Consider the following 22,092-nt stretch of genomic DNA (forward strand, 5'->3'; position numbering starts at 1 on the left):
TTCCCCCTGTGATTCAACTTTATTGAAACGGAGCCATTATATGATCAATCAAAAAAAATATGTACAATTTGTCATGATGTATATTATTATATTTTCTCTTTGGATATTCCTTATCCCTAAGGACTTGAATATAAAAGAAATTGGAATTCTCTTCTTATTTTGTTTTGCTGCACTCTTTTCTTGCTATTGCTTATATAAAGCAATTAAGAAGATGAAGCACGGTGACAAACTATTTTGGGTTCTAGTACTATGCACTTGTATATGTGGATTAGCTATGGAGATAACTTTATTTCTTCATTCACTTTCTATATATGATCAAGTCATATTCTCATATAAGGCATTGCCTTTCTTCATCATACAATATATTTTGCTCTTTTCTGGCTTTGCTATAAAGTTTATAAAACATTACTCTATTAGAGGCCTTGCTCAATTTTCATTCGATAGCATCTTTATTGTCATTATGAATATTTACTTTACCTTAACCTTTATTTTAGACATTTCAAGCTTTCGTATGTTAACAACAGATACATGGGTTTTAATTGGATATTTCATTGCACAATCATTAGTAATTTACGCCGTTATTAGCTTATATAGAAGAGAACAGTATTCTTCTAGTAGAATCTCATTAATTGTCGGCTTCACTATCATACTTGTTTACGGATATATACACCTGTTCCAGTTAAGATCAGGAATGGAAACTTCTTCTGAAGTCTCTTATTTAATACATACTGCTTCAATTTTATTAATCGGTTTATCGTCCATACTATACATTTTAGATAAACCAATGCAACATGAAACTAAGACTAAATATTATCGATTCGATTATGTACGCTTTATATTACCTTATTTTAGTATAATCATTACTTTTTCCTTTATTGTCATTCAACCTTGGGATGATAAGTTCATGTTAATCGGTCTCGTATTATCACTTATCTTATTATTCCTACGACAACTTTACATGTGGAAAGATAATCAAGTATTAATCGATACGTACGAACAGTTGACTACACAACTAGAAGGTAAAGTTGAAGAAGGCGCATCTGCACTATCAAAAAGTGAACAACGTTATAAATCTTTATTCGAAGATCATCCTGATGCTGTTTTTTCTTTAAATATGAACGGGATTTTTCAACAATCTAATAAGGCTTGTGAAAGTTTATTTACAGCCTATTATTGTGAAGTAACAAGCTATTCTCTTCAACACTTCATTGATCCACAAGATCATGAATTATTGAAGAAATCTTTACAAATTACAAAAGAAGGTAGACCACAAACTCTAGAAATTCGTACAAAAGAAAAAGAAGGCTATTATTATCACCTTCACATTACATTCATCCCTATTTTTATAAATAAAGAAGTTGTTGGGATGTTTGGTATAGCACGTGATATTACAACTTTATATGAAAAACAAAAGCAAGTAGAGCATATGGCTTTCCATGATGCACTTACAGGACTACCGAATCGACGGAAATTCGAAAAAGATTTAAAAACGATTTTAAATCTAGCTCAAAACAACACTAATGACGTTGCGGTTATGTTCCTCGACCTAGATCGATTTAAAAAAATTAACGATCGACTCGGCCATGATGTCGGGGATTTATTATTAATTGAAGTAGCAAAAAGATTACGTGGATGTTTACGTTCAAAAGATATCGTTGCCCGCCAAGGCGGAGATGAATTTACGATTCTATTACCAGATATGTACTCTGAAAAAAGTGCTTCTTTTATAGCTGAACAAATTTTAACTATCTTAAATAAGCCTTACTTTATTAAAGATGAAGAACTTTCTGTTACACCGAGTATCGGAATTGCAATGTACCCTGACTATGGAACCGATGTAACCGAATTAATGAAAAATGCAGATATGGCTATGTATCGAGCAAAAGCAAATGGAAAAAACAGATTCGTTTTCTTCTCAAAAGAAATGAGTATTGCGCAAAATGAAATACACTTCCTAGAAGGTGAGCTTTCAAAAGCACTACAACAAAATGAATTTTTCCTTGAATACCAGCCACAAGTAAACACAAAAACAAAACAAATTATCGGTTTCGAGGCGTTAATTCGTTGGAAACACCCAAAACTCGGAATTGTATCACCTGCCCAATTCATCCCTCTAGCAGAGGAGACAGGATTTATTATTGAACTTGGTAATTGGATTTTACGTACAGCCTGCTTAGAAGCAAAGAAGTGGCATAACCAAGGGTTTTCTCACTTAAAGGTTGGTGTGAATTTATCTGTTGTTCAATTTAACCGTTCAGATTTAATCCCAACTATTTCAAAAGTCTTGGAAGAAACCGAACTAAAACCGGAAGCACTAGATATTGAGATTACGGAAAGTATCGCGATTAATCAAAATCATTCTGTAATTGCTAAACTAGAAGAACTTCAAAATCTCGGTATTCAAATTTCAATTGATGATTTTGGAACTGGTTATAGTTCTTTAGCTTATTTAACGAAATATCCAATCAATACATTAAAAATTGCTCGAGAATTTATTTGTGGAATTACAAATAGCCCTTTAGAAGAAGCCATTATCGCTTCCATTATTACGCTATCAAAAGAATTAAATTTAGAGGTTATTGCGGAAGGTGTAGAAACAGAAGAACAATGGAAGTTTTTACACGAGCAAAACTGTGACCACATTCAAGGATTCCTCTTTAGCAAACCTGTTTCTAGTAAAGACGTTTGGAGGTTACTCCACAAAAAAACAACCGTCTAAGTAAGACGGTTGTTTTTTTAATGTTCAAATGGTAAATCTGAAGCTAATTGTACCTCTTGATCATTATGAGAAATTACTTGGCTTTTCTCTAAAGCTGTATCTGTTAATGAAATACCCCATGCCATTGCTAACGTTAATAGACTACCAATAAGTAGTTTTTTCATATTCCATCACCCACATCGTTTTCTTTTAATATATCATGAAAATTTATCCACAACTTATGCAATTATGCATACCCATTTTTTGGATATTTAATTACTTTTTGTGGATGTAACTTACGAAATATACCACTATACATATTCCAAATCATTTTAATTTAAATACTTCTTTTTTTTTAATAACGTCTCTTTGTAAGAATGTAAATCTAATAAATCAAAGAAGAAAGACGCTTTTTTATACACTTCTTTAATATCATCTGATGAATACTCTAATTTCTCAAGACACTCGCCCTTTTGATAATACAATTGACCGATTAATTCCATACTTCCCATATACCGAGAAGCTTCAATCGCTTCATTTACTTGATACAATGCCTCTTCAAACTGATCACTCAAATATAAAGCTTTTGCATAATTGTATCGAACCTTAACTGTGAATGCCTCATTATTATGTAGCGATTCTAACCGTTCTAAAATAGCTCGAAATGAAGTTATTGCCCTATCTAATTGATTATTTTCTGCACAAATACTTGCAATAGAATTTTCAATATATAAATTTTGAAATACATCTATCCCTCCGTATGATTGATGTACAATTTTTTTTAACTCTAAAATGCAATATTCAAAATTAATTTTCTGTAAAACATATGCAGATAAGTAATAGTACCAAAGAAGAAACTGATTAAATTCTGGATGAAACTTTTCTTTTTTTAATTCATTTGAAACAATGCTATAAATTTCAGCATATTGTTTCTTCTTACTCAACATTTGAATTCTATCTTTAAATAGCTTTTTCCTCTCAATATCGGAATAAATGAGTACCTCATAAAAATGAATAATGGGAACTTGTAATTTTGCTGCTATACCTTGCAGTATATCCATACTTGGGTATACCGCGCCCGATTCAATTCGGCTCACTTCCGATTGATGACATACATTATCGGAGAGTTGTTTCTGTGTTAATCCTCTCATTACCCTAATTTTCTTTATTTCACTTCCTAATTTTTCTGCGTGCATACTTACTCACCATCCCATTATAACAATCTAATTTTTTTAAGTTGTCATACCACTACAATAATGTGAATTCGACAATTTTTGATATGAAATAATGCATAATATATATAAAATTCGGCAAATTCCTCATACAATTCATCTCACATACACAATACAAGATTAGGAGTGTTATAGATGAATTATAGAAAACTTGCTAGTGCTTTCGTTACATTCGGTCTTCTTTGTCCTTTATCAACAGAAGCTATTCACGCTCAAGAATTAGATAAAAATGAAGTGAAAGTTGAAATTGCTCAGCCTGGTTTAACAATCGGAAAATTAACACAACCTCAAAACGATACAAAAGAGAATATTGCTAAAAAGTATTTAAAAGGTGAGGTAAATGGGGCTAAAGCTCAACAAGAGCAAGTTACTACTGAAAAGAATGTCGATTTTCAACCTACAAATAAAGAAACAAAAGAAAATCAAACCGAATTACGCCTTGCACAAACATACAAAAATTATAAAGTATATGGTCAAGATCTCATTGTAAAAGTAGATAAAAATGGAGTAATTACAACTGTTAGTGGTAAAGTTGCCCAAAATTTAGACCAACAACTTAATCTTACTATAACAAATTTTTTGTCGAAAAATGAAGTAAAATCTAAATTACGCAATATACTTCAAATTCCAAGTGATGCGACAGAAACAGAATTTTCTAGCGAAACGGTAGTTTATAAGAAAAAAGATGGCTACTATACATACGCAACGGTCCTTACATTTACTTATGAAAACAATGAACAAGTTATAAACGGAAATGCAATCATGGACTTACAAACTGGTGAAGTACTTTTCCAAGAAAAGTTTATTAAAAATAAAGAGAATAAAACTATTAATCAAGTAACAGCACCTAAACTATCACCAGCGAAAGAACAAGGAACTGGGAAAAATGCGCTACAAGAAAATGTATTATTTAATATTGCGAAAGGCTCTGATGGAAAATTTTATTTAGCTGATTTATCCCGCGGAAATGGTATTTATATTTACAACGCAAACTACGCTGATTCCCTTGGTGGCGATAGCCAAGCTGGTTATCCAGGGACACTTATTTCAAGCGATAACTCTAACTTCTTAGATAAAGAAGCAGCTGGTGTTATGAAAAATATGAGTGATATTTACGACTATTTTAAGAAAGAACATAATCTGAAAAGTTACGATAATAAAGACTCAAAAGTTGTTGCTAGCGTCCACGGATTTGATTCTACTGAAGTTAGTGATGGTGTAAAAGAAAACTATGTAAATGCATTTTGGCATCCAGGTTGGAATCAAATGGTCTTTGGTGACGGGCTAAATGGAAAATTAACCTCTGCTCTTGACGTAACAGCTCATGAATTTGGACATGCTGTATTTAGTGGTACGACGAAAAATAAAATTGTGCGATATCCAAGTGCTGAAACATCTGCGCTAAATGAAGGTCTAGCAGATTTTTGGGGTACACAAATAGAATATTACGTAAAGAAAGATAAAGGAAATTGGATTATGGGTGATACGTTAGGTGGTCTAACAATTCGTGACATCCCAGGGGAAATTGGTGACGGCGGCAACAAACTATACACAAACTTAAAAGATTTCTATAATGATGGAAATGATCAAGAATCTCACGTGAATTCTGGAATTATCAGCCATGTATTATATCAATTAGCTGAAGGTAAAACGTATAACGGTATATCTGTTCAAAGACAAGGAAATGAAAAAGTAAGTAAAGTTGTTATGCGTGCATTGCAAAACTACGCAACTTCAGCAGAAGATTTTGAATCACTTCAATCTCACATTGTACAAGCTGCAAAAGACTTATATGGTAATATGACAGCAACAGAATTCGAAAAGGCTTTCCAAGCACATGGATATAAGGCTCTAGCAAAAATTAGTAAAGTAGTAGAAGTACAACAAGGAAAATAAGCAAAAAAGAAGTTTACCGATTATAGGTAAACTTCTTTTTCACATCCATCCCTTTTCTTCCGCAATTGTAATTGCCTCAATTCTATTTTTTGCATCGAGCTTCGTTAATACTTCAGAAATGTAATTACGAACTGTGCCAGGTGAAAGATAAAGTGCCTTCGCAATTTCATTTGCAGTCTTTCCTTCTTTCGCAAGTAACAGCACTTCTTTTTCGCGATCCGATAATGGATTTTGCTCTTGCCATAAGCCAAACATTAACTCTTGAGAAATCTCTCGTTTCCCTTTCATTACGTTACGAATTGCCGAAGCTAAATCCTCACTTGGACTATCTTTTAATAAATATCCGTGCACACCAGCTTTCATTGCCCTTTCAAAATAACCAGGACGCGCAAATGTTGTTAAAATCATTACTTTACAAGATGATTTTTCTTTCTTTAAAATTTCAGCAACATCTAAACCACTTTGGATTGGCATTTCAATATCCATAATACTTATATCGGGCTTTAGCGATTCAATTAATTTTAACGCCTCTTCACCATTCGCCGCTTGCCCAACCACTTCAATATCATCTTCTAGATCAAGCAGGGCTCCTAATGCACCACGAAGCATTCGTTGATCTTCTGCAATAATAATTCGAATCATGCCCTCACCTCATCTTTTCCTGTTCTAATTACAATTGGAACTTTCACTGTTAACAGTGTCCCTGGATTAACCGTATCTAGTTCCACTAGACCGTCAATTAAGGCAATTCGTTCCTTCATACCACGAATGCCGTTTCCATCATGATTTCGCTCCTCTAAACCGACGCCATTATCTTCTACTTTTAAAATCAATTCACCTTGTGATTCTAATATAGAAACTGTACATGCCTTTGCCTTACTATGTTTCACGACATTCGTAACAGCTTCACGTAAACACATACCTAAAATATTTTGTTCAATTGGTGATAACGAGCTAGAATTAGCCTCCTGTTTTACTTCTAATTCAATATTGGCAGCTTGCAAAATCGCTTTTATTTGCTCAAGTTCTTCTTCCACTGTAATCATACGCATATCAGAAATTAACTCTCGCAACTGTTTTAAAGCGGTACGAGATGTTTGTGTAATTTCCTTCGCTTCCATACTTGCACGATCTGGATTTTTCACAATTAACTTCTCCACGAGCTGACTTTTCAAAGTAATAAGAGATAATGTGTGTCCTAACGTGTCATGAAGATCTCTTGCAATTCGCTGGCGCTCTTCACGTTTTACTAAGTCTTTAATTTGCTCGTTCGCTTCATTTAATTGATTCTTTAACATCTTTTTTTGATTAAAATTACGCATTCCAAATGGCGTAAGAAGCATTAAAATAAACATCGGAACGATATTCACTAAACTCGGGATTGTTAGTTGATTAACATTTACAAATATAAAAGCTCCAAGCATTACAACTAATAAACATAACAACACACGAAATGCCTTCTTACTTGGCGCAAATCCCATCGCACTCGCCGTAAAATATCCGAACAATATCATGAAGGGATTATAAAATAAAGCAAATGAGAATGTGAGCACCATTTGAATACACGCCCACAAAATGAACGTTTTGTTAACAAAATAAAGTTGACGGTATGTGACGGTGAAGACTATCAACATACCGATCCCTATTACAAGCTTCCATCCTGATACTTGCGTTAAATTATAGATTGGAAATAATAAATACACGAGCCACATATATGGGAAGAAACCCATCTGTTTCGGAAAAACTTCAAACCTCTTCTTCTCTATCATTTATACCGCTTCCTGTCTTTTTCTTATATATATTGATACTACAACAAATATAAGGAAATAACCTCCTAGTACCGCGATATTTTCCCAACCAACTGATTTCCCAGCTACAATGTCCCATGCACCGCTTCCAAAGTGGTATGTTGGTGTCCATTCACCGATAGATCTTAATATTTTCGGGAACACTTCAATTGGCATCCATAACCCGCCAATTACAGCTAGACTCATATTTAAAATATTGGCTAAACCAGCTGCTGCATCCGCCTTCTTAATTGAACCTATTACTGTTCCAAGGGCTAAAAATGGTGTCACGCCTAGTAATAGCCATAATCCTGCACCAATCCATTGGCCTATCGTTAACTCAACATTATTAATTAATATTCCTGCCATAAAAATAACTAAGATTGAAAAAGCATTCACTACTGTTTGAGCAATAATTTTAGCTGCTAAATATGCTCCCTCTGGAAGCGGTGTAATTTTTAACAAATGTGTCCATCCTTGCCCTTTTTCCTGAGAAAGTCTCACACCGAAACTAAAAAGGGCAGTCCCTACAATACTGAAAGTCGCCATTGAAATTAAATAATGTGCTTTCCATGCATCTCCGTTTTGCGGGACTTGAACAACATTTGTAAAGATGTAGTAAAACATAACTGGCATTAATAATGAGAAAAAGATGAATAATTTATTGCGGAACGTACGTAAAACCTCTATTTTACATTGCATCCATAGTGCTCTCATGCGATTTCCCCCTTCTGATTTGCGACAAACTGTTCAAATGCTTCATCGAGACTTCCACGTTCAACTGAAATATCTGTTACAGGTAAGTTCTTTTGATAAATTGCTTGTAACGTGGCATCGGTATCCTCCGTTGTTAAAATAATCCGCCCCTCATTTGACTGTACTCCTGTTACATTCGGCAATTCCTTTAGCAGGCCCGTAGGGATACTTTCTTTTGAATAAAACGAGATCGTTTTTCGAGAAATCGTCGCTTTCATTTCATCCGGCGTACCATCTGCGATAATTTTTCCATTTGCGAATAATAAAATACGGTCCGCTAACGCATCTGCTTCTTCTAAATAGTGCGTCGTTAAAATAATCGTTTTCCCTTCACTTGCTAACTTTCGAATCGTTTCCCAAAACACTTTTCGAGACGTAATGTCCATCCCTACAGTTGGTTCATCTAAAAATAATAAATCTGGATTTCCCGCAAGTGCGAGTGCAAAATTCAACCTTCTCTTTTGACCACCTGATAACTTTTCACATCTTTGCTTTCGCTCTGATTCTAAATTCGATAGCTGAAGTAATGTTTCTTTCGCTACTGGATTCGTATAATAACTACGGAATAACTCAATTGCCTCTTCTACTGTGATGCTGTCAATAACGCTTACTTCTTGCAACATCGCACCGAGGCTATTACGAACATCTCTATGTTTCGGGCTCTTTCCAAATATCGAAACATTCCCTTCTGTCGGATCTTTTAATCCGAGCATCATTGAAATTGTCGTTGTTTTCCCCGCACCATTTGGGCCGAGTAATGCTACTATTTGCCCTTTATTTACATGAAATGAAACGTTATTTACTGCTTTTTTATGTTTAAATGTTTTAGAAACACCATTTACTTCAATAATCTTTTCCATCTCTCCACCCCCGCCGTTTCTTATATTTATATTTTATGCGTTGGAAAAGTTAGGAAACAGTATGATGCGTCATGACATCCGTATGACAATTGTCATGTATTCTTTATGAGAGGAATCAGCTTGCATACCGCATGCGAGTAGCAGTACAAAAACAAACATGATACAATCGGATAAGACATATATTCGAGGAAGGACAGTGGTTTTCATGATTATTCGTAATGAACAAGATTTAGAAGGTTTACGAAAAATCGGCCGCATCGTTGCACTTGCACGCGAAGAAATGAAAAAACAAGCGAAGCCAGGTATGACAACGAAAGAGCTTGATTTAATTGGTAAAAAAGTATTAGATGAGCACGGTGCTATTTCAGCGCCTGAAAAAGAATATAAATTCCCAGGTGTAACTTGCATTAGTGTAAACGAAGAAGTTGCTCACGGCATTCCAAGCGATCGCGTATTAAAAGAAGGCGATTTAGTAAACGTAGACGTATCAGCAGCACTTGACGGATATTATGCAGATACAGGTATCTCATTTGTTCTTGGCGACGATGAAGAAAAAGAAAAACTTTGCCAAGCAGCAGTAGACTCATTTTGGGAAGCAATGAAAAAAGTAAAAGCTGGCTCAAAACAAAATCAAATTGGTCGTGCTGTTTCTAACTTTGCACATAAAAATGGATATAATGTAATCCAAAACTTAACTGGTCACGGTATTGGTCTTAGCTTACACGAAGCTCCAAACCACATTTTAAGCTACTATGATCCAATGGATAATGCGCTTCTAAAAGACGGCCTTGTTATCGCTGTAGAACCATTCATCTCTATGAAAGCTGATCATATCATTGAGCGCGGTGATGATGGTTGGACATTCGTTACACCAGATAAAAGCCTTGTTGCACAATGTGAACATACAGTTGTCGTCACTCGTGGCGAGCCAATTATTTTAACTCAACTATAATCAAAAATAGCCGTTTTGTAGATTCCTTCTACTAAAGCGGCTGTTTTTGATTATGTAACATCCCCATAAACAGAAAGCTTATAAAAATAAAAAGGTGATACATCAAAGTATCACCTTTTTAACGGGGTGAGGCTGTTCAAAAGTACGGAAAACTCTTGAACAGCCTCGTATTTTCATATGGATGCCTTACATATATCACTGATGATAATTATGAAATGCGGAAACATAGTTATCATCACATGATTCAAACAAAAGAAAAGAAATCCTATAACGGATCTCTTTTCCCTACATAATCTAAAGTTTGGGTACACTAGATTCATGCAATGTAGGAGCCTTCCAAACAGAAAGCGATCCTTCATTTAAAATGATAGCATACATACATCCGCTAAAAATATGCAAATGTACATATAGCGTTTTTTATTTCTCAACATATATTTATTGAAAATTCAAATATATAAAGGTAAAATATAGTCGTTATCCGTCTTCTTTTGTCAGTCAGAGAGAATAGAAGAATGGGAGAGGAAAAAATGAGAAAATTACTGAAACAAAAAATAGTAAGCTCCTTGCTTGCTGTATCACTCGCCGTTAGCTTAGCTCCAATCGGGCAAGCAAAAGCTGATTCCACGTCAGAAATTACACAGACTCCACCTATTACAAAACAAGTTGATGCAAACCGCGCCATCGAGCATATCCGTTTCTTATCCGAAACAATCGGTCCCCGTCCGGGTGGTACAAAATCAGAAGAATGGGCTTCTCGCTATGTTGGTATGAAGCTTAAATCAATGGGATATGAAGTAGAGTATCAGCCCTTTCAAGTGCCGGATCAATACGTTGGATTTATCGAATCACCATTAGGGACAAAGCGTAATTGGCAAGCTGGTGCTGCTCCAAATGCACTAATTTCTACAGAAGCTGTTACAGCTCCACTTATCTTTGTTCAAGGTGGTACAAAATTAGACGATATTCCAAATGAGGTAAACGGAAAAATTGTTTTATTCGAAAGAGGTGCAACAGTAGCAGATTATAATAAACAGGTTGAAAATGCTGTTAGTAAAGGGGCAAAAGGTGTTCTTTTATACAGCTTAATTGGCGGACGCGGAAACTATGGACAAACTTTCAATCCTCGCTTAACTAAAAAACAGGCTATCCCTGTCTTCGGTCTTGCTTATGCTCAAGGAAATGCATTTAAAGAAGAAATCGCTAAAAAAGAGACAACAATTCTTTCCCTAAAAGCGAGACATGAATCTAATTTAACATCCTTAAATGTCATCGCTAAAAAGAAACCAAAAAATAGTACAGGTAATGAAAAGGCCGTCGTTGTAAGTTCACACTACGATAGTGTCGTTGGAGCACCTGGGGCAAATGATAATGCTTCTGGTACAGGATTAGTATTAGAACTGGCTCGTGCTTTTCAAAATGTAGAAACTGATAAAGAAATTCGTTTTATTGCTTTTGGTTCTGAGGAAACTGGCCTACTTGGCTCTGATTATTATGTTAATAGTCTGTCCCAAAAGGAACGTGATCGAATTTTAGGTGTCTTTAACGCAGACATGGTTGCAACAAATTATGATAAAGCAAAGAATTTATATGTAATGACTCCTGATGGCTCAACAAACCTTGTAACAGATGCTGCCTTACAAGCAGGTAAACAATTAAATAATAACCTCGTTCTTCAAGGAAAATTTGGCTCTAGTGATCACGTACCATTTGCTGAAGTGGGTATCCCTTCTGCACTATTTATTTGGATGGGCGTCGATAGTTGGAATCCATTAATCTATCATATCGAAAAGGTATATCACACGCCTCAAGATAACGTATTTGAGAACATTTCACCAGAACGTATGAAAATGGCATTAGAGGTCATTGGTACAGGTGTCTATAATAGCCTTCAACCTACCGTGAAAACAGGACAAAAAGCCGCTTAACACTATTTCAAACTACCGATTAATCGGTAGCTTTTTATTAAGGAAAAATAAATATGTAAAAAGGCATATTTATTACATGGCATTACCATATAGAATAAAAAATTCAAATATATGCATAATAACATATTTATTACACAACTTATCATGTATAATAAAAATTGAAATATACTCATAATAAAATATCCATTACATGGTACTACCATGTAGAATAAAAATTGTAATAATAGTGAGTACATCTAATAAAGAGGCTCTTCCATTATGAAAAAATTATTCTTGCAGTTTTATTATCGCTTTAGAGCCGCTTATCTCTATGAAAGCTGACCATATTATTGGGCCGCTGATTGAGTCCAACTTGAAACTGTTCTCTTTTTTCTATAAAAAAAACCCTTCAGGTTGCATTCTTCCCTTCACTTTATCGTGAAGTGTTTTTGAATACTTACCTAAAGGGAGCAATATCAATAGTAATTTTTTAATTTATCTGCTACTCAGATTACGATGTAATCAATAATCTAAAGCTTTTTTATTATTCTATTCGCTGACGAGCGAATAGAATTCCACCTAAAAGGAACAATACCATACCTCCAAGAATTGAAATCATTTCTGCTGATGTTCCTCCTGTGTTAGGAAGTAATGTTGGCTTATCATTTTCTTTATTAGGTGGAACTTTTGAATCGCTATTTTTGTCTGTATTTGTGCTTGGATCTTTTGGATCTGTGCTTGGATCTTTTGGATCTGTGCTTGGATCTTTTGGATCTGTGCTTGGATCTTTTGGATCTGTGCTTGGATCTTTTGGATCTGTGCTTGGATCTTTTGGATCTACACCTGGTTCGTCCTTGATTTTTGTATTCGTGATGTCATAACCATTTACTTCGGATTTGTATCCCGCTACTGGTTGTTCTTTCACTTCATACTTGTACGCCTTACCTTCAGCATCATATGCTGCTAAATCTTTAAATTCATATTTCCAATCACTTTCTGTACTCACTTCTTGTGTTGCGATTACTTGGCCACTTTGTAGTAAGTCTACTTTAATCATTGAAGGACGTTCTTTCGCATTATCGTCTTTCCACGTTTTCGTTCCTTCTACTTTTGTTTGACCAACCTTTGTATTCGTGATGTCATAACCATGTACTTCTGTTTGATATCCGTCTACTGCTTGTTCTTTCACTTCATACTTGTATGCTTTTCCGTCTGCATCATATGCTGCTAAATCTTTAAATTCATATTTCCAGCCTGTTGCTTTGCTTACTTCTTGCGTCGCAATCACTTTACCGCTTTGTAGTAAGTCTACTTTAATTGCTTTCGGACGATCTTTCGCATTATCGTCTTTCCACATTTTTGTTCCTTCTACTTTTGTTTGGCTTACTTTTGTATTCGTGATGTCATATCCTTTGACTTCGGATTGATATCCATCTACTGGTTGCTCTTTCACTTCATACTTATATGCTTTTCCTTCAGCATCATATGCCGCTAAATCTGTAAACACATATTTCCATTCGCTTGCTGCGCTCACTTCTTGTGTTGCGATTACTTGGCCATTTTGTAGTAAGTCTACTTTAATCATTGAAGGACGATCTTTCGCATTATCGTCTTTCCATGTCTTCGTTCCTTCTACTTTTGTTTGGCCTACTTTTGTATTTGTGATGTCATTACCTTTGACTTTTGATTGATATCCGTCTACTGCTTGTTCTTTCACTTCATACTTGTAAGCTACACCATTCTCATCATATGCTGCTAAATCTTTAAACGCATATTTCCATTCGCTTGCTGCGCTCACTTCTTGTGTTGCGATTACTTGGCCATTTTGTAGTAAGTCTACTTTGATCATTGAAGGACGATCTTTCGCATTATCGTCTTTCCATGTCTTCGTTCCTTCTACTTCTGTTTGGCCTACTTTTGTATTTGTGATGTCATTACCGTTTACCTTAGATTTGTATCCGTCTACCGGTTGTTCTTTCACTTTATACTCGTAAGCTACACCGTTTGTATCGTATGCTTGTAGGTTTTCAAATGTGTACTTCCAATTTGTTGCTGCTGTTACTTCTTTTGTGTTTACTACTTTACCATTTTGTAGTAAGTCTACTTTAATTGCTTTCGGACGATCTGTTGCGTTGTTATCGTTCCAAGTCTTTGTTCCTTCTACTTTCGTTTCGCCTACTTTTGTATTTGTGATGTCATATCCTTTGACTGCGGATTGATATCCATCTACTGCTTGTTCTTTCACTTCATACTTATATGCCTTACCTTCAGCATCGTATGCCGCTAAATCTTTGAATTCATATTTCCAGCCTGTCACTTCTGTTACTTCTTGTGTTGCGATTACTTGGCCATTTTGTAGTAAGTCTACTTTAATCATCGTCGGACGATCTTTCGCATTATCGTCTTTCCACGTTTTCGTTCCTTCTACTTTTGTTTGACCAACTTTAGTATTCGTGATGTCATAACCATGTACTCCTGTTTGATATCCGTCTACTGCTTGTTCTTTTACTTCATACTTGTATGCTACTCCGTTTGCATCGTATGCTTGTAGGTTTTCAAATGTGTACTTCCAATTTGTTGCTTTGCTTACTTCTTTTGTGTCTACTACTTTACCATTTTGTAGTAAATCTACTTTAATCATTGTTGGACGATCTTTCGCATTATCGTCTTTCCATGTTTTCGTTCCTTCTACTTTCGTCTTGCTTACTTTTGTATTCGTAATGTCATATCCTTTGACTGCGGATTGATATCCGTCTACTGGTTGTTCTTTTACTTCATACTTATATGCCTTACCTTCGGCATCGTATGCCACTAAATCTGTAAACGCATATTTCCATTCGCTTGCTGCGCTTACTTCTTTTGTATCGATTACCTTGCCATTTTGTAGTAGGTCGACTTTGATTGTTTCTGGACGCCCTTCACCGTTTCCGTCCTTCCATACCTTCGTTCCTTCTACTTTTGTTTGACCAATCTTTGTATTCGTGATGTCATAACCTTTCACTTCGGATTTGTATCCGTCGATTGGTTGTTCTTTCACTTCATACTTGTATGCCTTACCTTCGGCATCATATGCCGCTAAATCTTTGTATTCGTATTTCCAGCCTGTTGCTTTACTTACTTCTTGCGTCGCAATCACTGTACCATTTTGTAGTAGGTCTACTTTAATCATTTCCGGACGATCTTTCGCATTATCGTCTTTCCATGTTTTCGTTCCTTCTACTTTTGTTTTGCCAACCTTTGTATTCGTGATGTCATAACCTTTTACTTCTGTTTGATATCCGTCTACTGCTTGTTCTTTCACTTCATACTTATATGCCTTGCCTTCGGCATCGTATGCCGCTAAATCTGTAAACGCATATTTCCATTCGCTTGCTGCGCTTACTTCTTTTGTATCGATTACCTTGCCATTCTGTAGTAGGTCGACTTTGATTGTTTCTGGACGCCCTTCACCGTTTCCATCCTTCCACACCTTCGTTCCTTCTACTTTTGTTTGACCAACCTTTGTATTCGTGATGTCATAACCTTTTACTTCTGTTTGATATCCGTCTACTGCTTGTTCTTTCACTTCATACTTGTATGCCTTACCTTCGGCATCATATGCCGCTAAATCTTTGAATTCATATTTCCAACCGCTTGCTTCTGTTACTTCTTGTGTTGCGATTACTTGGCCATTTTGTAGTAAGTCTACTTTAATCATATTTGGACGATCTTTCGCATTATCGTCTTTCCACGTTTTCGTTCCTTCTACTTTTGTTTGACCAACTTTAGTATTCGTGATGTCATAACCATGTACTTCTGTTTGATATCCGTCTACTGCTTGTTCTTTCACTTCATACTTATATGCCTTGCCTTCGGCATCGTATGCCGCTAAATCTTTGAATTCATACTTCCAATCTTTTTCCGCTGTTACTTCTTGCGTTGCGATTACTTGGCCATTTTGTAGTAAGTCTACTTTAATCATATTCGGACGATTTTTCGCATTATCGTCTTTCCATGTTTTCGTTCCTTCTACTTTTGTTTGCGCCACTTTTGTATTTGTAATGTCATAACCTTTTACTTCGGATTGATATCCGTCTACTGGTTGCTCTTTTACTTCATACTTATATGCCTTACCTTCGGCATCATATGCCGCTAAATCTGTAAACGCATATTTCCATTCGCTTGCTGCGCTTACTTCTTTTGTATCGATTACCTTGCCATTTTGTAGTAAGTCTACTTTAATCATCGTCAGACGTTCTGATGAATTATCGTCTTTCCATGTTTTCGTTCCTTCTACTTTTGTTTTGCCAACCTTTGTATTCGTGATGTCATAACCTTTTACTTCGGATTGATATCCGTCTACTGCTTGTTCTTTTACTTCATACTTATATGCCTTACCTTCGGCATCATATGCCGCTAAATCTGTAAACGCATATTTCCATTCGCTTGCTGCGCTTACTTCTTGTGTTGCGATTACTTGGCCATTTTGTAGTAAGTCTACTTTAATCATATTTGGACGATCTTTCGCATTATCGTCTTTCCACGTTTTCGTTCCTTCTACTTTTGTTTGACCAACTTTAGTATTCGTGATGTCATAACCTTTTACTTCTGTTTGATATCCGTCTACTGCTTGTTCTTTTACTTCATACTTATATGCCTTACCTTCGGCATCATATGCCGCTAAATCTGTAAACGCATATTTCCATTCGCTTGCTGCGCTTACTTCTTTTGTATCGATTACCTTGCCATTTTGTAGTAAGTCTACTTTAATCATATTCGGACGATCTTTCGCATTATCGTCTTTCCATGTTTTCGTTCCTTCTACTTTTGTTTGACCTACTTTTGTATTTGTAATGTCATAACCTTTTACTTTGGATTGATATCCATCTATCCCTTGTTCTTTTACTTCATACTTATATGCCTTGCCTTCGGCATCGTATGCCGCTAAATCTTTGAATTCATACTTCCAACCGCTTGCTTCTGTTACTTCTTGTGTTGCGATTACTTGGCCATTTTGTAGTAAGTCTACTTTAATCATCGTCGGACGATCTTTCGCATTATCGTCTTTCCACGTTTTCGTTCCTTCTACTTTTGTTTGACCAACTTTAGTATTCGTGATGTCATAACCTTTTACTTCTGTTTGATATCCGTCTACTGCTTGTTCTTTCACTTCATACTTATATGCCTTACCTTCGGCATCGTATGCCGCTAAATCTTTGAATTCATACTTCCAACCTTTTTCCGCTGTTACTTCTTGCGTTGCGATTACTTGGCCATTTTGTAGTAAGTCTACTTTAATCATATTCGGACGATTTTTCGCATTATCGTCTTTCCATGTTTTCGTTCCTTCTACTTTTGTTTGCGCCACTTTTGTATTTGTAATGTCATAACCTTTTACTTCGGATTGATATCCGTCTACTGGTTGCTCTTTTACTTCATACTTATATGCCTTACCTTCGGCATCATATGCCGCTAAATCTGTAAACGCATATTTCCATTCGCTTGCTGCGCTCACTTCTTTTGTATCGATTAACTTGCCATTTTGTAGTAGGTCTACTTTGATTGTTTCTGGACGCCCTTCACCGTTTCCGTCCTTCCATACCTTCGTTCCTTCTACTTTTGTTTGACCAACCTTTGTATTCGTGATGTCATAACCTTTGACTTCTGTTCGATATCCGTCTACTGCTTGTTCTTTCACTTCATACTTGTATGCCTTACCTTCGGCATCATATGCCGCTAAATCTTTGAATTCATATTTCCAACCTTTTTCCGCTGTTACTTCTTGCGTTGCGATTACTTGGCCATTTTGTAGTAAGTCTACTTTAATCATCGTCGGACGATCTTTCGCATTATCATCCTTCCACGTTTTCGTTCCTTCTACTTTTGTTTTGCCTACTTTTGTATTCGTGATGTCATTACCGTTTACTTCCGATTGATATCCGTCTACTGCTTGTTCTTTCACTTTATACTCGTAAGCTACTCCGTTTGCATCGTATGCTTGTAGGTTTTCAAATGTGTACTTCCAATTTGTTACTTCTGTTACTTCTTTTGTGTCTACTACTTTACCATTTTGTAGTAAGTCTACTTTAATCATCGTCGGACGATCTTTCGCATTATCATCCTTCCACGTTTTCGTTCCTTCTACTTTCGTTTCGCCTACTTTTGTATTTGTGATGTCATTACCTTTGACTTCCGATTTATATCCATCTACTGTTTGTTCTTTCACTTTATACTCGTAAGCTACTCCGTTTGCATCGTATGCTTGTAGGTTTTCAAATGTGTACTTCCAATTTGTTGCTTCTGTTACTTCTTTTGTGTCTACTACTTTACCGTTTTGTAGTAAATCTACTTTAATCATCGTCGGACGATCTGTTGCGTTGTTATCGTTCCAAGTCTTTGTTCCTTCTACTTTCGTTTCGCCTACTTTTGTATTCGTGATGTCATAACTGCTTACGCTAGATTTATATCCCGCAATCGGTTGTTCTTTCACTTCATACTGATAAGCTACTCCATTCGCATCGTATGCTTCTAAATCTGCAAATATATATTTCCAACCCATTACTGCTAGTACATCTTGTGTTTTGATTACGTTACCGTTTTGTAGTAAGTCTACTTTGATCATTGCCGGACGGTCTATTGCATTTCCGTCTTTCCACGTCTTTGTTCCTTCTACTGTCAATTTTGCTACTTTTGTGTTTGTAATGTTGTAGCCATTTACTTCCGATTTGTATCCCGCTACTGGATGCTCTTTTACTGTGTACGTATAAGGAACACCATTTGCATCATATCGTGCTAAGTCTGCAAATGTATAATTCCAACTGGTTGCTTCTGTTACATCTTGTGTTTGAATTACATTGCCATTTTGCAATAAGTCTACTTTGATTGTTGTTGGTCGATCTGATGCATTGTTGTCATTCCAAGTTTTCGTTCCTGCTACTGTTGTTTTTGCATCTTTTGTATTCGTAATGTCATATCCTTTTACTTCGGATTGATATCCATCTACTGCTTGTTCTTTCACTTCATACTTGTACGCTTTTCCTTCGGCATCATATGCCGCTAAATCTTTGAATTCATACTTCCAACCGCTTGCTTCTGTTACTTCTTGCGTTGCGATTACTTTATCGTTTTGTAGTAAGTCTACTTTGATTGTTTTCGGACGATCCGGTGAATTGTTATCCTTCCACGTTTTCGTTCCTTCTACTTTTGTTTGACCTACTTTTGTATTTGTAATGTCATAACCTTTTACTTCGTATTGATATCCGTCTACTGCTTGTTCTTTCACTTCATACTTGTATGCCTTACCTTCGGCATCGTATGCCGCTAAATCTTTGAATTCATATTTCCAACCTGTTGCTTCTGTTACTTCTTGTGTTGCGATTACTTGGCCATTTTGTAGTAAGTCTACTTTAATCATCGTCGGACGATCTTTCGCATTATCATCCTTCCACGTTTTCGTTCCTTCTACTTTCGTCTTGCCTACTTTTGTATTCGTGATGTCATAACCTTTTACTTCTGTTTGATATCCATCTACTGCTTGTTCTTTCACTTCATACTTATATGCCTTACCTTCGGCATCATATGCCGCTAAATCTTTGAACTCATACTTCCAACCGCTTGCTTCTGTTACTTCTTGCGTTGCGATTACTTGGCCATTTTGTAGTAAGTCTACTTTAATCATATTCGGACGATTTTCCGCATTTCCGTCCTTCCATGTTTTCGTTCCTTCTACTTTGGTTGTTTGTACCACTTTTGTATTTGTAATGTCATAACCATTTACTTCTGTTGTGTATCCATCTATCGGTTGTTCTTTTACTTCATACTTGTACGCCACTCCATTTGCATCATAGACTGCTAGGTTGTCAAATTTGTATTTCCAACCATCTGCCGCTGTTACTTCTTTTGTGTCTACTATTTTCTCATTTTGTAGTAATTCTACTTTGATTGAACTTGGACGATCTTTCTCGTTATCGCCTTTCCACATCTTCGTTCCTGAAACAGATGTAGTTTTCACTTTATTTGGAATATCCAGTTCGACTCCATTTTCATCATCTGATTTTATTTCAAACTCTACTTTTTTCTGAGGATCGAAATCAATATAGTCTGGAGCTGAAACCTCTTGTACATAATATTTACCTGGTGATAATTGAGGAGTTTCAACTATCCCTTTTTCATTTGTTTTATATTCGCCCCCAACTTGTTCACCAGACTCTTTATACAACTTAAACGAAACATTCGGAATTACTTTTTCTTTATTTCCTTCAATATGTTTAACAATTTTCAGCTTTCCTTTTGGAACCTTGTTACCAGTAGCACCACCACCAGCTGTCATATTTTCGACTGGATGAGTACCCGATTCAGTAACTGGTTCTTTGTTTAGGACTTGGTAATCAATCGTATAATCATTCTTAAAAAACTCTTGCTTCTTCCCAGCTTCCGTTATAGTAGATGTATAACCAATCGTAAAGGCAGCAAGACGTGCTTTATCCTTATTAAGCATAACTTTAAATGATCTGTCTCCAGTAAAGGTAATCGTTCCGTAACCTTGCTTTTCAAACTCTTGTAGCGTTAAAGATCGACGACCTAGATAATCATCTACACTTATATAGAAACTATCCTTATTAAGTGTTTGACCTTCCTGTAAATTATCAGTCACAACAATATCACGACTTAACTCTTCTTTATTTAAATTTATATTCAAGAACCAACGTACTTCATTGTCCTTACCTGAGTTCATATCACCAGTTTTATAAAAAAACGGTGGCTTTCCAGGATCTGTGCCACCACCACTACTTGGACCGGTAATTGTTACAGACTGCTTATCTACAGTTGTACCAAAATTAGTTTCAATCTCTTTCTTTTGATCCGTTCCTACATTAGTAGCTTCCACGAAAAAGTTTAAATACCCTTGAATATTTTCATATGTATCCACTTTATCATTAAATGTACATACCACAGTACCTGCTGTAACTTTACAAGTACCATAGTCATTTAATAGAAACTCGCTATTTAATCCTTTTAACTCTGGAGGCAGTGTTAATGTTAGTGTGTCTCCAGGCTTCAGCCTAAGTCCATCTTTTTCACTGAAGTTTACAGTTACTTTAGTCCTTTCTGTGGTACTTAGATTTGTTTTACCAATCTGAAAACTATCCACAAGTCCTGCTGTGTTTAGCTCTTGTGCATTTGCTACTATAGGTAAAAGACTTTGACCTATAGTAAACATAAAAATCATTATAATCGAAAAAATCGAAGTAACTCTTTTTAAATACATATTTTATGTTATCCTCCTATAAAATTAAAAATAGATAGATCCTGGTACAAGCATACTATGACAAAGATTCTACTATTCAATGTCATTAAGCCACTTTACTAAAACTTGTTTGACAGCTATTATCATCTTTTTCTCTTTTTCAATCCTTCTACTACTTAAAAAATTGCAGTTTGACTTTTATATAGATTCATCTAATTTCTCCGACATTTTATTTATCGTATATACTGTTTAACAAAAACAGATACAGGACAAATTTTGATAAAGGAATTCAAATTACAAATACCCATGAACGAACAAACAACTTCAAAGTCAGAAGAAGACCACTCAACAAGCACTCACGATAAAACTCATGACGGTCATTGTCTTATTATGCTGTAGAGTTTCCGAAATTTCTCCATACCAACGCAAACGTTTGCTCTATAAATGCAAAAATTTCATTGTCGACAAGTATGGAAGAGCTACTTCACAGTAAATATGCATTTGGTCAACTTCCTTACTTATCCTCATAAATAATAACAAGAAGTACAATCTATAATCGAATTTAGCATATCAGCCGAAGAAGGTTACGACTGTGAAACATGCTAGGATACTCGTATTCTAAAAGATGTTATTGAAGATGCATTTTCTGCCATTATGAGTTGAGGTGAAATTGGCCATATGTTAAAACATTTTGTGTTTAGTTACACAGCCGACCTACACACCGAAACAAGTAGAACAAGAAGCGTTCCACCGCCAGCATTATATAATTAAAAACGCTCTG

At 35.7% G+C, this 22,092-nt stretch carries 11 protein-coding genes; 4 read left to right on the forward strand and 7 right to left on the reverse strand.

Annotation, left to right across the window (positions count from 1 at the left end; all coding sequences use genetic code 11):
• Positions 1-40 precede the first annotated feature (40 nt).
• A complete protein-coding gene (locus NSQ69_RS26425; protein ID WP_016121121.1) occupies positions 41-2,719 on the forward strand; it encodes a DUF4084 domain-containing protein in 2,679 nt (892 codons plus the stop codon).
• Positions 2,720-2,736: 17 nt separating this feature from the next.
• Here the strand turns inward: NSQ69_RS26425 and papR are convergent, their stop codons facing one another.
• Complete coding sequence (gene papR / locus NSQ69_RS26430) at positions 2,737-2,883, reverse strand: quorum-sensing peptide PapR (RefSeq protein ID WP_000734740.1); 147 nt, start codon at positions 2,881-2,883, stop codon at positions 2,737-2,739.
• Positions 2,884-3,030: 147 nt separating this feature from the next.
• Positions 3,031-3,894 carry a helix-turn-helix domain-containing protein gene (locus NSQ69_RS26435; protein ID WP_002130082.1) on the reverse strand — a complete coding sequence of 288 codons (864 nt, stop codon included), beginning with the start codon at positions 3,892-3,894 and terminating at the stop codon, positions 3,031-3,033.
• A 171-nt stretch (positions 3,895-4,065) separates the two neighbouring features.
• Between NSQ69_RS26435 and NSQ69_RS26440 the strand changes: the two genes are divergently transcribed.
• Entirely contained in the window at positions 4,066-5,826 is a 1,761-nt protein-coding gene (locus tag NSQ69_RS26440; protein ID WP_012262054.1) for a M4 family metallopeptidase, read from the forward strand.
• A gap of 39 nt (positions 5,827-5,865) precedes the next feature.
• On the opposite strand, the gene NSQ69_RS26445 is transcribed toward NSQ69_RS26440, so the two are convergent.
• From NSQ69_RS26445 to NSQ69_RS26460, 4 genes are read right to left on the reverse strand one after another with little or no spacing between them, the layout of a single operon-like run.
• Positions 5,866-6,468: a response regulator transcription factor gene (locus tag NSQ69_RS26445; RefSeq protein WP_002130086.1), complete on the reverse strand. Its 603-nt coding sequence runs from the start codon at positions 6,466-6,468 to the stop codon at positions 5,866-5,868.
• On the reverse strand, positions 6,465-7,595 hold the full coding sequence (locus NSQ69_RS26450; RefSeq protein WP_002130087.1) for a sensor histidine kinase: 1,131 nt from the start codon (positions 7,593-7,595) through the stop codon (positions 6,465-6,467). Before NSQ69_RS26450 ends, NSQ69_RS26445 begins: the two co-directional genes overlap by 4 nt.
• Positions 7,596-8,330 carry an ABC transporter permease gene (locus NSQ69_RS26455; RefSeq protein ID WP_002184514.1) on the reverse strand — a complete coding sequence of 245 codons (735 nt, stop codon included), beginning with the start codon at positions 8,328-8,330 and terminating at the stop codon, positions 7,596-7,598. It abuts the gene before it with no gap.
• A complete protein-coding gene (locus NSQ69_RS26460) occupies positions 8,327-9,229 on the reverse strand; it encodes an ABC transporter ATP-binding protein (RefSeq protein WP_002034877.1) in 903 nt (300 codons plus the stop codon). The genes NSQ69_RS26455 and NSQ69_RS26460 overlap by 4 nt, the downstream gene beginning before the upstream one ends.
• Before the next feature lie 157 nt (positions 9,230-9,386).
• Between NSQ69_RS26460 and map the strand changes: the two genes are divergently transcribed.
• Complete coding sequence (gene map / locus NSQ69_RS26465; RefSeq protein ID WP_078178200.1) at positions 9,387-10,181, forward strand: type I methionyl aminopeptidase; 795 nt, start codon at positions 9,387-9,389, stop codon at positions 10,179-10,181.
• Between the two features lie 527 nt (positions 10,182-10,708).
• Entirely contained in the window at positions 10,709-12,106 is a 1,398-nt protein-coding gene (locus NSQ69_RS26470; protein WP_215599134.1) for a M28 family metallopeptidase, read from the forward strand.
• Positions 12,107-12,629: 523 nt separating this feature from the next.
• Here the strand turns inward: NSQ69_RS26470 and NSQ69_RS26475 are convergent.
• Complete coding sequence (locus tag NSQ69_RS26475; protein ID WP_341099840.1) at positions 12,630-21,284, reverse strand: Cna B-type domain-containing protein; 8,655 nt, start codon at positions 21,282-21,284, stop codon at positions 12,630-12,632.
• Positions 21,285-22,092: the final 808 nt, after the last annotated feature.

It is taken from the genome of Bacillus sp. FSL R10-2201, from assembly GCF_038008665.1.
GTDB classification, from domain to species: Bacteria; Bacillota; Bacilli; order Bacillales; family Bacillaceae_G; genus Bacillus_A; species Bacillus_A mycoides.